The organism is Belnapia sp. F-4-1 (assembly GCF_000802185.1).
In the GTDB taxonomy this organism is placed as follows: domain Bacteria; phylum Pseudomonadota; class Alphaproteobacteria; order Acetobacterales; family Acetobacteraceae; genus Belnapia.
In genome coordinates this window covers 636226-649006 of record NZ_KN676113.1, presented here as the reverse complement: position 1 = coordinate 649006, position 12781 = coordinate 636226, and the positions used below count along the sequence as shown (strand labels likewise).

Here is a 12781-nt window from a genome sequence, read left to right as displayed (position 1 = left end):
TCCCCTTGCTTCCTTGGCATCAGGCTAGCACCAGCCCGCAAGGCTGCGGTAGCGCGACGATCCGCGTTGACAGCGCCGTCCGCGGCACAGCAGCCTTTCCCGGTCCAGGAAGCAAGCCGTCCCGCAGAGGCAGGCCAGCCAACATAACGATCAAGGAGGCTGCGGCGGCGTGTCTGACTTCCTGACGCATCACAGGGACGGAAAGCTTCGGATCGTCGTCACCTCGGGCTCCCGGCGCGGCATCACCACGCCCGAGGTCCCGACCATCGCCGATCTCGGGCACCCGGACCAGGCAAGCTTCGGCTTCTACGCCTTCTACGCGCCGGCCGGCACGCCAGCGCCCGTCATCGCGGCGCTGAATGCCGAGTTGTCGGCGGCGACGATGGAGCCGGAGGTAAAGTCCCAACTTCTGGCGATCGGGCTGGAGCCGGAAGTCTCGACCTCCAACGAGCTGGGAAAGCTGCTGGCGGAGGATATCGAGCGCTGGCGCCCGGTGGTGGAGAAAAGCGGCTTCAGGGTGGATTAGCCCTGCTCGGGCGCTCGGCGCAAAGGCAGCGCCTCGGTTTGCCCGAGCCTAGTGGAGGCCGAGAAGGCCGTAGATGCGCCGGACATACTGGCCGAATGCCTCGCTCGTCTTGATGTCGAGGCCGCGCTCCGGTGGCAGATCGATGGCGAAGTAGTCGGACATCCGCGCCGGCCCGGCCGTGAGCACGGCGCAGCGCTCGCCGAGGAATACCGCCTCCTGGATGGAATGGGTGACGAACAGGATGGTCTTGCCACTTTCCTGCCAGATGCGGCGCATCTCGAGATTCATCTTCTCCCGCGTCAGCGCGTCCAGCGCCCCGAAGGGCTCGTCCATCAGGATGAGCTTCGGGTCGTGGACCAGCGCGCGGGCGATGGCGGCCCGCTGCTGCATGCCGCCCGAAAGCTCATAAGGGTAGCGGTCCTCGAAGCCCCGGAGGCCGACCATGGCCAGCAGCTCGCGCGCCCGCGCCTCCGCCGCCCGGCGTGGCAGGCCGAGGATCTCGGCCGGCAGCATGACGTTGCGCAGCACGGTGCGCCACTTCAGCAGCAGCGCCTGCTGGAACACCATTCCCACGTCGCGGCCCGGGGTGAAGGCGCCGGCCGCGCCGCCGATCCGCACCTCGCCACCATCGGCGTCGTGCAGCCCGGCCAGGATCTTCAGCACGGTGGTCTTGCCGCAGCCGGAAGGCCCGACCAACGCCACCATGTCGCCCTCGGCCACCTCCATGGTGACGTTGGACACGGCGGTGAAGGCCCGGCCGTCGCGGCGGTAGGTCTTGCTGACATCGCGCAGCCGGATCAGCGGCTCGGCGCTCATGCGAGCCAGCGGTCCCGGTTGGCGGCGACGAACTCGTCATCCGAGAGATCGGCATGCTCGCGGCAGACGCGGTCGATCAGCGCCGCCTGGCCGGGGCTCAGCCCCTCCTTCGGGTCGAGGCACCAGATGCCCTCCAGCAGGCCCTGGCGGCGCAGCACCTCGTGGCAGCCGGCGATGCAGCCGTGGAAGTCGTGCGCCACGTCGAAGAAGGCGGCATTGCAGTCGGTGACGCGGGCGTCGAGCGCGAGCAGCTCGGCAGGGACCGCCGCGCCTGCCGCCGCCGCCTGCAAGCGTGCCAGCAGCTGCACCGCCCGCCGCGTCCAGACCGACCAATGGCCGAGCAGCCCGCCGCGGAAGCGCACCGTCACCGGCTGGCCCTCCCGCATCGCCACGAAGGGCGTCAGCAGGTCGAGCACGATATGGTCGTCGTTACCGGTGTAGAGGGTGATGCGCTCCTCGGCCCCGGCTGCCACCAGCCCGCGCACCACGTCCAGCGTGCGGTAGCGGTTGAAGGGCGCGGCCTTGATGGCGACGACATTGTCGATGCCGCAGAAGCCGGTCCAGAATTCCGCGTCCAGCGGCAGGCCGCCGACCGCGGGCTGGAGGTAGAAGCCGACCAGCGGGATCTCCTCGGCGACGCGGCGGCAATGGGCGAGCACCGCCTCCGGCGCCGCACCGCGCAGGGCGGCGAGGCTGAGCAGCCCTGCATGGTAGCCGAGCGAGACGGCCAGCCGCGCCTCCCGCACCGCCTGGTCCGTGCCGCCGCAGAGCCCGGCGATCATCACCAGCGGCCGGTCGGTCCAGCCGCGCGCGTCCTCGATCGCCGCCGCCAGCACCGGCTCGTAGAGGCCGACATCGCGGATCTCGAATTGCGTGGTGTGGACGCCGACGGCGAGGCCGCCCGAGCCGGCATCGACATAGTAGCGGGTCAGCGCCCGCTGCCGCCGGCGGTCGAAGCGGCGCCCGGCATCCAGCGCCAGCGGATGGGCGGGGATGACCGTCCCCGCGGCCAGCTGCCGGCGGACGGGATCCGGAAGGTCGGAACGGTGCAGTCCCATCGAGCCCTACTCCTTGTTGCTACCCCAATTCCGGCCCAGCGATGAGGAAGAGCCGGGCCGGGTCGCCGAAGGCGGCCTCGCGGCCGAGCGCCATGCGCAGGTAGGGCCGCTCCTCGCGGAAGCCGGCCTCGGCCAGCAGCGCGGCGAGGCCGGACCAACGCCGCGGCAGGTCTAGCAGCACCGGCCCACGCGCCCGGCCGAGCGCGGCCCGCAGCAGCCGCGCGGCGGCGGCCTCGTCCGGGGCGACCAGCGGGCCGAGCTGCAAGGCCTGCCGGCCGGGCCGGGCGAGGAGGAAGCCCTCGCCGCCCTCCAGTACCAGCGCCGCCTCCGGCGCACGGCGCCAGAGATCCTCGATGATCGCGGGCCGCGGCACGCCGAAGGCTTCGGCATCGGCGGCAGTGATGGCGGGCAGGTCGGCGGCGGTGGCGGAGCGCAGCCCGGGCTCCGGCGCCCCGCCACCGCTCGCCTCGCCCCGCCAGCGCAGCAGCGGGAAGACCGGCCGGAAGCCGAGCGGGTGGTAGATGCGCTCCCCGGCCGGCGTGGCGTCCAGCAGGGCGGCCTGGCCTCGCGCCGCGAGCTCCGCCATCGCCTCGCGCAGCACGGCGGTGCCGAGGCCGCGGCCACGCGCCGACGCCGTCACCAGCACCATGCTGATCCAGCCGAAGGGACCATAGGGCAACACCGCGCCGGTCGCCCGCAGCGCGCCATCCGCGCCACGCTGGCCATGCACCGTGCCGTGCCGCAGGAAGAGGCGCCAATCCGCCTCGACCTGGTTCCAGCCGGCCTCGGCCGAGAGCGCCAGGGCACCCGGCAGGTCGGCCTCGCCCAGGGGTGCGAGACCGGTGCCGCTAATAGGCGCCATCCCGCACCTCGAAATGCGTCGGCTTGCCGAAGCTCGGCTGGTCCCGCGCCACCCAGTCCGCCACCCAGTCGGTCATCCGCCCGAGCGGCACCACCGGGTAGCCGAACAGCGCCGCGGCCTGGGCGGCGTTGTTCAGCCAGGCGGTCGGCGCCTCCTCTCCCGTCAGCACCGGGGCACGGCCGAGGCGCTCTCCGAAGGCGCGTGCCAGCCAGCGGACGGAGATGGTTTCCGGCCCCGTGACGTTGAGCGGCGAGACCGGGACGGTGGCATGGCGGAGGCAGCGCAGCGCCTGGCTGTTGGCATCGCCCTGCCAGATGACGTTCACATGCCCCATGGTGACGTCGATCGTCGCGCCGTCCCGCACCGCGCGGGCGATGTCGAAGAGCACGCCGTAGCGCAGGTCGATTGCGTAGTTCAGCCGGAAGATCCGGCCCGGCGTGCGGTGGCGGGCGGAGAAGTGGCTCACCAGCCGCTCCCGGCCGATGCAGGAATTGGCGTATTCGCCCGGCGGGGTCAGCGGGCTGTCCTCGGTGGAGCCGCCGCTGCGGACGGGGACGAAGGGATAGACGCAGCCGGTGGAGAAGGTGACGATGCGGGACTCGCGGAAGGCTTCCGCCACCAGGCTCGGCGCATGGACGTTCATCGCCCAGGTCAGCGGCTGGTCGCCCTCGGCGCCGAATTTCCGCCCTGCCATGAAGACGATATTGGCCACGCGCGGCAGCCGCCCCACCGCCTCGCGGTCCATCAGGTCGCAGGCGATGGTCTCGACGCCGTGGCGGCCGAGCGCCTCGCGCAGCCCGGGCTCGCTGAAGCGGGCGACGCCGATGACGCGCTTGCCGGGCGCGGCGTTGCGGGCGAGGCGCGCGAGGCTCGGCCCCATCTTGCCGCCGACGCCGAGCACCATGATGTCGCCCTCGACCGCGGCGAGGTCGGCGGCGAGGGCGCGGCTGGGCCGGGCGAGGAAGTCGTCGAGTGCCTCGGCATCGGCGAAGCCGGTGGGCAGGGTGGCGGCATCGAGCCAGTCGGTCATCCGCTTGTCCTCGCATCGCGGGGGAGGGCGATCCGCTCCAGCAGCAGCACCGCGCCATAGAGGACGATGCCGAGCAGGGTGATCAGCAGCACGGCCATGAACATGGCCGGGGTGTCGAGCGAGGCCTGCACCTGGATCATCAGGTAGGCGAGGCCCCGGTCGGAGGCGATGAACTCGCCCACCACCGCGCCGGCGACGGCGAGGATGGCGGCGACCTTCATGCCGGAGAAGATGTAGGGCAGCGAGCCCGGCAGCTGGATGGTGCGGAACATCGCCCAGCGCGAGCCGCGCAGGGAGCGGACAAGGTCGAGTAGGTCCGGCTCCACCTCGCGCAGCCCGCGCAGCGTGGTCAGCAGCACGGGGAATACGCAGAGCGAGAAGACGATCAGCATGTTGGTGCCGAGGCCGTAGCTGAACCAGGTGATGACCAGCGGCCCGAGCGCCACCTTCGGGATCATGTTCAGCGTGACCAGCAGCGGGAAGACGGCAAGCGTCAGCAGCCGCGACCAGGAGAAGGCGAGCGCCAGCGCGACGCCGACGACGACGGAGAGCGCATAGCCGCCGAGGATCTCGAGCGCCGTGACCCAGGTATTGGGGCCCCAGGCGTAGTTCGCGCCGCCAAGCGTGGCGAGGATGTCGCTCGGCGCCGGTAGGATCACCGGCGGAAGCCCCGATGCGCGGACGCCGAACTGCCAGGCGAGGATCAGCGCCGCATGCACGGCGACGGTTGCCAGCGCGTGCAGCAGCGTGGCGCGCAGGGCGAGGTCGCGCGGCGCCGGGTCCTGCTGCTGCGCTGCGGCCTCCATGCCCGACCTCATCCCCTGGCGAGGTGGGGAGGCTAGGCGGCCGGGCTGCCCTTCGTCAACCAACCAGTTGACTGAAATGAGTTCACGGGCGAAGGGCGCGCAGGGTGAAGTCGATGACGTGCCGCCGGCGTGCCGACACCGCTCGCGCCGCCCCCAGCTCCCGCCCGAAGATCGCGGAAAGGCTGCTGTTGTTCGAGAAGTAGAAATAGGAGAGGGCGGCGATGGAGATATAGACCTGCACCGGGTCGAGATCGGCGCGGAAGATGCCGGCCTCGCCGCCCCGCCGCAGCGTTTCCCGCAGCAGGTCGACCAGCGGCGAGTGCATGGCCTGCAGCCCGTCGGCTTCGCGGAGATGCGGCGCGCCCAGGCGGTTCTCGTCGTTCAGCAGGGCGACGAATTCGGGGTGCTCCAGCAGGTAGTCGAAGGAGAAGCCGACCAGCCGCTCCAGCGCCGCCTCGGGCGGCAGGTCGGCCAGGTGCAGCGCCCGCTCGGCCGCCCGGATGCCGGCATAGACCTGCTCCAGCGCGGCCCGGTACAGCGCCTCCTTGTTGCCAAAATGGTGGTAGACGAGTTGCTTGTTCACCCCGGCGCGGCGGGCGATCTCGTCGACGCGGGCGCCGGCCAGGCCCTTCTCGGCGAACTCCGCCGTGGCGGCGGCGAGCAGGGCGCGCTGCGTCGCTTCCGGGTCGCGCTGGCCGCGGGGGCGCTCGGGGGCGGCGGGCAAGCTCGCTCGGGACATGATTCACTCTATCAACCAACCGATTGGTTGGATAGCATCGCCGCCCGGAGCTGACGCAAGAAGGGGGTTTGAGCCAATGGCAAAGGCCGAAGCCGCGGCAGGCCGCCGCGCCGTCCTGGGTGGCCTCGCCGCCGCCGCGATCCTCGGCCGCGCCCGGGCCGCCGAGCCGGTGAACCTCGTGCTGAACTGGACGCCGACGGCCGACCACGCGCCCTATTACTACGCCAAGGCCCAGGGCTGGTACGAGCAGGCAGGCATCGACCTGACGATCGAGACCGGCCGTGGCTCCGGCGCCGCCGCGCAGCGGGTGGCCGCCGGCGGCGCGCAACTCGGCATCGCCGACATGGCGACCGCGATGCTGGCGCGCAGCCGGGGCTCGAAGCTCGTCGCCGTCATGGTGGTCTATGCCAATTCGCCGCAGGGCTTCTACTGGCTGAAGAGCAGCGGCATCGGCGGGCCACGCGACTTCGCCGGCCGCTCCATCGGCAATCCGCCGGGCGATGCCTCCCGCGTCATGTGGCCGGCCTTCGCCAAGACCGTCGGCATCGACCCGGCCAGCGTCCGCTTCGTCAATGTCAGCCCGCAGGCCAAGATGCAGGCGCTGCGCAGCCGCAGCATCGACATCACCAGCGACTTCTACAACGAGCACGACCTCAAGCTGCGCCTGTTCGGCGATGACCTCGGCTTCCTCGCCTGGCGCGAGATCGGCCTGAACCCCTACGGCAATTCCATCCTCGCGAACGAGGAGGTCTTGCGCGCGAAGCCGGGGATGGTGGAGGCCTTCGTCCGCGTCTCGCAGCGCGCCTTCGCCGCCGCCGTGCAGGATGTCGGCCCGCCGCTGCGCGCCCTGCTGGCCGCCGTCTCGGGGCTCGACGAGGCCAACCAGCGCGACCAATGGCGCCGCATCCTCGAGCTGATGCGCGACCCGACGACGGAAAGCGTCGCCCTCGGCGCGTTCAAGCCGGAGCGGGTAGGCGCGGATTACGAGCTGCTGCGAACCTACTTCGAGAATGTCCCGGCGATGCAGCCGGAGGCGGCTTTCACCAACCGCTTCCTCGATACGGCCATCCGGATGCCCGCTGCCTAGCCCTTGGCCCTCGCCGTCATGTGGGCGAGGCCGCCGGTCAGTCGCGCGCCATCCCGAGGTCCCGCAGGACCTGGCGGTTGCTGTCGCTTTCAGTGGCGAAGCGCGCCCGGAACTCGGCCCCCTCGGCATAGCTGGGCACGGCGTTGAGGCGGCTTGCGGCGGTGCGGAAACCCTCGCTCGCCACCGCCTCGGCGCAGCCGCGCTGGAGGACGGCGGCAATGGCGTCCGGCAGGCCGGCCGGGGCGACGAGCCCGCCGGCGGAGCTGCCGATGATGGGGTAGCCGGCCTCGGTCACGGTGGGGACCTCCGGCAGGGCAGGGAGGCGCTCCCGGCTGAAGGTCCCGCCGACCGGCAGGCCGGTGGAGGCGGGGATCGAGGGGCTTTCGACGAAGGCCATGATCTGGCCGCCGAGCGCCGCCTGGGCCATGGGCCCTGCACCGGTGAAGGGCGCATGGAGGGCGTCCACCCCGGCGAGGCGCAGGAGGCGCGCGATGAGGATGTGCTGGGTGCTGCCCTGGCCGGGCGAGCCGTAGACCAGGGCCTCAGGCCTGGTGCGGCCGAAGGCGACCATGCCGGCGATGTCGCGGAACGGCGCGTCGCGGCCCAGGACCAGGACCTGCGGGTTGTCGTAGACGAGGCAGAGGAAGCGGAAGCTGTCGAGCGAGTAGCTGAGCGGGACGAGATGCGTCTGCGCCGTCAGCGGGGTATTGGGCGAAAGGCCGATCGTGTAGCCGTCCGGCCGGGCCCGGGCGATCTCGGCATCGCCGATGGTGCCGGAGGCGCCGCCGCGGTTGACGACCACGATGCTCTGGCCGAGCGCGCGCGACAGCGATTGCTGCAGGGCGCGGGCCATCAGGTCCGTGTTGCCGCCCGGCGGGTAGGGCACGATGAGCTGGATCGGGCGTGCGGGATAGGCTTCCTCGGCCATGGCGCCGGCGCCGAGCGCCAGCAGCGGCACCAGCAAGCCGAGGCAGCGGCGGCCCAGCCGGCTCCACCATCCATGGCGCATCACATCCTCCTCACGTCCCGACGGGGGCATGGAAGCCGCACGGAGCGGTTCGAACAAGCCCCGTCACGGCGCGGCCACCGCCGTTGCGCGGCATGCCGGCGGTCCATAAGCTCCGCGGCCAGGAGGAACCCCGCCATCATGCCACGCCCGCGTGTCGGGACCTGACGCGCCGTGCCCGGCACCCCGCCCATCCTGATCGCCGGCGGCGGCATCGGGGGACTCGCCGCGGCGCTCGGCCTCGCCCGCCGCGGCATCGCCAGCCTGGTGCTGGAGAAGGCGCCGGCGCTCGGCGAAATCGGCGCCGGCATCCAGCTCGGCCCCAACGCCTTCCATGCCTTCGACGAGCTCGGCATCGGCGACACCGCACGCGCCATGGCCGTCCATATCGACCGGCTCCGGCTGATAGATGCGGTGGATGGCCGGGAGATCACCCATATCGATCTCGGCGAGGGCTTCCGCCACCGCTTCGGCAACCCCTATGCGGTGATCCATCGCGGCGACCTGCATGGCGTCTTCCTCGAGGCCTGCCGCGGGAGCCCGCATGTCACGCTGCGCACCGCGAGCGCCGTGCGGGGCTACGAGCAGGAGGGCAGCAGCGTCACCGCGTTGCTGGCCGATGGCGGCCGCGTCGCCGGCGCGGCACTGGTCGGCGCGGACGGGCTGTGGTCCAGCATCCGGCGCCAGCTGGTCGGCGACGGCCCGCCTCGGGTTTCCGGCCACACCACCTACCGCTCCGTCATCCCGACCGAGCGGATGCCGGAGGAGCTGCGCTGGAACGCGGCGACGCTCTGGGCCGGGCCGAGATGCCACATCGTCCACTACCCCTTGCAGGGCTGGAAGCTCTTCAACCTGGTCGTCACCTACCACAACGACGCGCCGGAGCCCGTCGCCGGCAAGCCCGCCGCCTTCGAGGAGGTGATGCGCGGCTTCGAGCACATCCACCCGCGGGCGCAGAGCATCATCCGCCACGGCACCGACTGGAAGCTCTGGGTGCTCTGCGACCGCGAGCCGGTGGAGCGCTGGGTCGATGGCCGCGTCGCCCTGCTCGGCGACGCCGCGCATCCGATGATGCAGTACATGGCCCAGGGCGCCTGCATGGCGATGGAGGATGCCGTCTGCCTGGCGCGGATGGTGGAGGCGCATCCCGGCCGCATCGAGGCGGCGCTCGAGGCCTATCGCCAGCGCCGCCTGCTGCGCACCGCCCGCGTCCAATTGCAGTCGCGCGCCGTCGGCGAGCATGTCTACCATCCCGCCGGGCCGCATGCGCTGCTGCGCAACGCCATCATGTCGGCCAGGAGCTCGGAGGAGTGGTACGAGGTGATGGCCTGGCTCTATGGCGGCCCCGACCCGGACGCTGGCTGAGGAGGACGCATGGACCAGCCCCCGACGCCCAGCCGCCTGCACGGCTACTACCGCTCCACCGCCGCCTGGCGCGTGCGCATCGCGCTGAACCTGAAGGGCCTCGCCGTCGGGCACGCCTTCCACCACCTGCGGCGCGGCGAGCAGCGCGCGCCGGCCTTCCTGCAGCTGAACCCGCAGGGCCTGCTGCCCGCGCTGGAGCTGGGCGATGGCGCGACGGTGCTCACCCAGTCGCTCGCCATCTGCGAATGGCTGGAGGAGACGCACCCCGCCCCGCCGCTGCTACCGGGCGACGCGGCGCAACGCGCCCGCATCCGTGCCTTCGCCCAGGCCATCGCCTGCGACATCCACCCGGTGCAGAACCTGAAGGTGCTCGACCGCCTGCGCGGCCTCGGCCTGCCGGAGGAGGCAGTGACCGGCTGGGCGCGCGAGGTCATCGCCGAGGGCCTCGCCGCCTGCCAGGCGCTGGCGCCGGCGGGGGAGGGGCCCTTCCTCTTCGGCCCGGCGCCCGGCCTCGCCGAGCTCTGCCTGGTGCCGCAGCTCTTCAACGCCCGCCGCTTCGGCGTCGACCTCGCCCCGCTCGGCCGGCTGCTCGCGGTCGAGGCGACCTGCCAGGCGCTCCCGGCCTTCGCCGAGGCCGCGCCGGACCGGCAGGTGGATGCCGAATAGGCGCTACCCGCGATACTCTACCCGCATTGGCCCGGACGGCCCTCGATGAAGTCGAGCAGGCAAGGCGCGTAGCGCTGGGTGAAGGCCGGTTCCGACCCGCCGCCATGCCCGGCCAGGCCTGCCGGCCGGTCGAGGAAGAGCAGCCCCTTCACCCGCCGTGTCAGCGCATGGAACAGCCGGGCCCGCGCCCCGGGGTCCGGATCGTACTCGTCGCCCTCGAAGGTGGCGACGGCGACGCGGGCGTCGCGGTTGCGGGCGCGCTCCAGCACCTCGCGCAACTCCGCCACTGCCCAGCCCCAGGCCGGGCTGCCGCGCGGCCCATGCGCTGCGGGGGCGATGGCCACCACGCCATCGACCAGCCCCGGCTCGTCCAGCGACTGCAAGGCATTCCAGGCCCCACGCGACTGCCCGCCGACGACGATCCGCTGGTAGCCCTGCGCCCGCAGCGCCCGCAGCGCGCCGCGCAGCCAGCCGGCGGCGCTCTCCGTCTCGTCCAACAGCGGGTCGCGGTCGAAGCGCAGCACGTCCCAGCCGGCATTGTTGAACAGCCGGACATGCGGCTGCGGCTGGCTGCCGCGGCTGTCCTGCCCGCCAGCGGCGCGGCCATGCGCCCAGACATAGGCCCCGCGCGCCACCCGCGGCCCCTGCCAAAGGAAGCGCCCGTCCGGCACCACCGCCCAGCCCGGCCCGCCCTGCACCGGCCGGGCCGGGGCCGGTGGCGGCGCTCCTTCCCGCCCCGGCCAGACTACGGCGAGGTCGCGCGCATAGATGCGGCAGCCCTCGTCCCGCCCGCCCTCGCCGACCCACTGGGCGCAGAGGGCGATGGCCCGCGCCTCGGTGGTGGCGAGGTCCGGCTGCGCCGCCGCCCAGCCCCAGGCCCCGCTCGGGCTAAGGGCAAAGGCACGCGGCGTCGATTGCCGGAGGAAGCGGGCGTAGTCGGCATGGCCCTCGGTGCCGAGATGCGGCACAGCTTCCACATCCAGCACGGAGGCCGGCTCGGCGGCGGCGGGAGCGGCAAGGGCCAGCACCAGGGCTAGCCACAAAAGTATGTGATATCCCATGTTCGTGATGGAACCATGGGAAGCGCCGCCAGATCAACACAATTGGCTCGCCGTCAGCTGCGGCGCGGCACAACCAGTCTTGGCACGATCACCTGCACCACCTCGTCCCGCTGGTTGAGGGTGGTGCAGCGCGCGCGAAGCGTCCCCTGGTGCGGCTTCGACTGGCTCGGCCGCACCTCCAGCACCTCGATCTCCAGCCGCAGCTCATCCCCCGGCCGCACCGGCCGGGGCCAGGCCAGCTCCTCCATCCCGCCGCCGATGATGCCGCCCACGGGGCGGAATTCGCTGCCGACCAGCAGCTTCATGGTCAGTGAGGCGGTATGCCAGCCGCTTGCCGCCAGCCCGCCGAACAGCGTCCCGCGCGCCGCCGCGTCGTCGAGGTGGAAGGGCTGCGGGTCATATTCCCGCGCATAAGCGATGATCGCCTCCGGCGTCACCGTCAGCCGGCCGGAGCGGAAGACCTGCCCCGGCGCGAAATCCTCCAGATACCGCTCTTCCATGGCCCTGCCCCCTACTTGCGGGCGGAGTTTGCCCTCGCCGCGAGCGCCAGCGCCAGCACCCCGCCGCCCGCCACGGCGAAGGCGGCGCGGTAGCCGACCACCGCCAGCCCCAGCCCGAAGGCCAGCGAGCCGGCGCTCTGCCCGAGAAAGAGCGCAAGGGCGAAGGCGCCGACCGCGGTGCCGCGCGCCTCCGGCAGCGCCTCCGTCGCCCGCGTCTGCAGCACGCCATGGAACATGTAGAAGGCGAGGCCGAGCACCACCTGCAGCCCCGCCACCGCCTCCCAGCGATCGGTGAGCGCCAGCAGGCCAAGCGCGATGGCCACCGCCACCCCGCCCAGCGTCAGCAGCCCCCGCTCGCCGAAGCGCGCCAGCAGCGGCCGCGCCATCCGCGTATAGGCGAATGCGCCGAGGCCGAAGCCGGCGACGATCAGCCCCGCCTCTGCCGCATTGCGGCCGAACTGCTCGATCAGGAAGGAGCCGATGAAGGGAAAGGCCCCGCCGAACAGCAGGAACCCATCGAAGAAGGCGAGGCCGGCCAGCCACCGGCCGGAAGGCTTGCCGAGCAGCTCCAGATAGGCCCGCATGCCGCGCCCGCCGCCGTTCCCCTCCGGCCGCCGCCAGAGCGCGGGCCCGAGCCACCAGGCGAGCAGCCCGCCCACCGCCAGCGCCATCCCGCCCAGCAGCAGGAAGGGCAGCCGCCAGCCCGCCGCCTCCGCCACCATCCCGCAGGCCGGGCCGGCGACGAGCTGCGCCATCACCATGCCGGTGAGGAAGCGGCTGATCGCCACTTGCCGCTCCGCATAGGGCACCGCGTCGGCGATATGCGCCATCAGCAACGGGATGACGGCGCCGGCGAAGAACCCGCTCCAGGCGCGGAGCGCGATCAGCCCGGGCAGGGCCGTGGCGAAGCCGCTCGCCACCAGGCCGAGGCCGAAGAGCAGCACCGCCAGGCAGGCGATCCGCACCTTGCCCAACCGGTCGCCGAGCGGCCCGGCCACCAGCTGCACCAGCCCGTAGGGCAGCACGAACCCCGCCACCACCGCGCTCGCCTGCGAGACGTTGACCTCGAAGGCGCGGGCGATGGCGGGCAGCAAAGGGTCCAGCATCCGCATGCCGGAGCCGGTGGTGAAGCCGGCAAGCGCCAGCAGGGCGATGGGAATGGCGGGCGGCATGCAGGGCGATAGGGAGCCGCTTGCCGTGCCGCGTCAAGCGGCGGCGGCGCCGTTGACAGCGGCGCAACGAGCGCCGAGCCTTGCGGC

14 protein-coding genes are annotated in these 12781 nt (G+C 72.5%); 4 read left to right on the top strand and 10 right to left on the bottom strand.

Going from position 1 to position 12781, the window contains the following annotated elements; translation table 11 throughout:
- Window positions 1–169 precede the first annotated feature (169 nt).
- Window positions 170–526 carry a tripartite tricarboxylate transporter substrate binding protein gene (locus tag LH62_RS03335; protein ID WP_052213659.1) on the top strand — a complete coding sequence of 119 codons (357 nt, stop codon included), beginning with the start codon at window positions 170–172 and terminating at the stop codon, window positions 524–526.
- Between the two features lie 48 nt (window positions 527–574).
- On the opposite strand, the gene LH62_RS03330 is transcribed toward LH62_RS03335, so the two are convergent.
- The 6 genes from LH62_RS03330 to LH62_RS03305 form a co-directional block, all read right to left on the bottom strand.
- Window positions 575–1342, bottom strand: a complete 768-nt coding sequence (locus LH62_RS03330) for an ABC transporter ATP-binding protein (RefSeq protein ID WP_144404361.1) — start codon at window positions 1340–1342, stop codon at window positions 575–577.
- Entirely contained in the window at window positions 1339–2400 is a 1062-nt protein-coding gene (locus LH62_RS03325; RefSeq protein ID WP_144404360.1) for a dihydrodipicolinate synthase family protein, read from the bottom strand. Before LH62_RS03325 ends, LH62_RS03330 begins: the two co-directional genes overlap by 4 nt.
- Before the next feature lie 19 nt (window positions 2401–2419).
- Window positions 2420–3262, bottom strand: coding sequence for a GNAT family N-acetyltransferase (locus LH62_RS03320; RefSeq protein ID WP_052213658.1), 843 nt, complete (start codon window positions 3260–3262; stop codon window positions 2420–2422).
- Window positions 3249–4292, bottom strand: a complete 1044-nt coding sequence (locus tag LH62_RS03315; RefSeq protein ID WP_043359248.1) for an NAD(P)-dependent oxidoreductase — start codon at window positions 4290–4292, stop codon at window positions 3249–3251. Before LH62_RS03315 ends, LH62_RS03320 begins: the two co-directional genes overlap by 14 nt.
- The gene (locus LH62_RS03310) at window positions 4289–5098 is read right to left on the bottom strand and encodes an ABC transporter permease (RefSeq protein WP_052213657.1); all 810 of its coding nucleotides are present in this window, start codon (window positions 5096–5098) and stop codon (window positions 4289–4291) included. The genes LH62_RS03315 and LH62_RS03310 overlap by 4 nt, the downstream gene beginning before the upstream one ends.
- 82 nt (window positions 5099–5180) lie before the next feature.
- Window positions 5181–5837 (bottom strand): TetR/AcrR family transcriptional regulator, encoded by a 657-nt coding sequence (locus LH62_RS03305; protein ID WP_144404359.1) that lies wholly within the window; start codon window positions 5835–5837, stop codon window positions 5181–5183.
- A gap of 76 nt (window positions 5838–5913) precedes the next feature.
- Here LH62_RS03305 and LH62_RS03300 point away from each other — a divergent pair, with 76 nt between their 5' ends.
- The gene (locus tag LH62_RS03300) at window positions 5914–6924 is read left to right on the top strand and encodes an ABC transporter substrate-binding protein (RefSeq protein WP_043359244.1); all 1011 of its coding nucleotides are present in this window, start codon (window positions 5914–5916) and stop codon (window positions 6922–6924) included.
- Between the two features lie 37 nt (window positions 6925–6961).
- On the opposite strand, the gene LH62_RS03295 is transcribed toward LH62_RS03300, so the two are convergent.
- A complete protein-coding gene (locus LH62_RS03295) occupies window positions 6962–7933 on the bottom strand; it encodes a tripartite tricarboxylate transporter substrate binding protein (RefSeq protein WP_052213656.1) in 972 nt (323 codons plus the stop codon).
- 171 nt (window positions 7934–8104) lie between these two features.
- Between LH62_RS03295 and LH62_RS03290 the strand changes: the two genes are divergently transcribed.
- Together LH62_RS03290 and maiA are read left to right on the top strand one after the other, a co-directional pair.
- Complete coding sequence (locus LH62_RS03290) at window positions 8105–9295, top strand: 3-hydroxybenzoate 6-monooxygenase (RefSeq protein ID WP_043359242.1); 1191 nt, start codon at window positions 8105–8107, stop codon at window positions 9293–9295.
- 9 nt (window positions 9296–9304) lie between these two features.
- Window positions 9305–9961, top strand: coding sequence for a maleylacetoacetate isomerase (gene maiA / locus LH62_RS03285; RefSeq protein ID WP_043359240.1), 657 nt, complete (start codon window positions 9305–9307; stop codon window positions 9959–9961).
- A 17-nt stretch (window positions 9962–9978) separates the two neighbouring features.
- Here the strand turns inward: maiA and LH62_RS03280 are convergent, their stop codons facing one another.
- The 3 genes from LH62_RS03280 to LH62_RS03270 all read right to left on the bottom strand — a co-directional run bounded on the left by LH62_RS03280 (window position 9979) and on the right by LH62_RS03270 (window position 12694).
- A complete protein-coding gene (locus tag LH62_RS03280) occupies window positions 9979–10989 on the bottom strand; it encodes an alpha/beta hydrolase (RefSeq protein WP_144404357.1) in 1011 nt (336 codons plus the stop codon).
- A gap of 86 nt (window positions 10990–11075) precedes the next feature.
- A complete protein-coding gene (locus tag LH62_RS03275; protein WP_043359237.1) occupies window positions 11076–11522 on the bottom strand; it encodes a MaoC family dehydratase in 447 nt (148 codons plus the stop codon).
- 11 nt (window positions 11523–11533) lie between these two features.
- Window positions 11534–12694, bottom strand: a complete 1161-nt coding sequence (locus LH62_RS03270) for an MFS transporter (RefSeq protein ID WP_052213655.1) — start codon at window positions 12692–12694, stop codon at window positions 11534–11536.
- Window positions 12695–12781 lie beyond the last annotated feature (87 nt).

Bases quoted from the DNA above. Each gene is read 5' to 3' on its own strand.
- LH62_RS03330 (WP_144404361.1), bottom strand. From the start codon at position 1,342: ATGAGCGCCGAGCCGCTGATCCGGCTGCGCGATGTCAGCAAGACCTAC.
- LH62_RS03325 (WP_144404360.1), bottom strand. From the start codon at position 2,400: ATGGGACTGCACCGTTCCGACCTTCCGGATCCCGTCCGCCGGCAGCTG.
- LH62_RS03320 (WP_052213658.1), bottom strand. From the start codon at position 3,262: ATGGCGCCTATTAGCGGCACCGGTCTCGCACCCCTGGGCGAGGCCGAC.
- LH62_RS03315 (WP_043359248.1), bottom strand. From the start codon at position 4,292: ATGACCGACTGGCTCGATGCCGCCACCCTGCCCACCGGCTTCGCCGAT.
- LH62_RS03310 (WP_052213657.1), bottom strand. From the start codon at position 5,098: ATGGAGGCCGCAGCGCAGCAGCAGGACCCGGCGCCGCGCGACCTCGCC.
- LH62_RS03305 (WP_144404359.1), bottom strand. From the start codon at position 5,837: ATGTCCCGAGCGAGCTTGCCCGCCGCCCCCGAGCGCCCCCGCGGCCAG.
- LH62_RS03300 (WP_043359244.1), top strand. From the start codon at position 5,914: ATGGCAAAGGCCGAAGCCGCGGCAGGCCGCCGCGCCGTCCTGGGTGGC.
- LH62_RS03295 (WP_052213656.1), bottom strand. From the start codon at position 7,933: ATGCGCCATGGATGGTGGAGCCGGCTGGGCCGCCGCTGCCTCGGCTTG.
- maiA (WP_043359240.1), top strand. From the start codon at position 9,305: ATGGACCAGCCCCCGACGCCCAGCCGCCTGCACGGCTACTACCGCTCC.
- LH62_RS03275 (WP_043359237.1), bottom strand. From the start codon at position 11,522: ATGGAAGAGCGGTATCTGGAGGATTTCGCGCCGGGGCAGGTCTTCCGC.
- LH62_RS03270 (WP_052213655.1), bottom strand. From the start codon at position 12,694: ATGCCGCCCGCCATTCCCATCGCCCTGCTGGCGCTTGCCGGCTTCACC.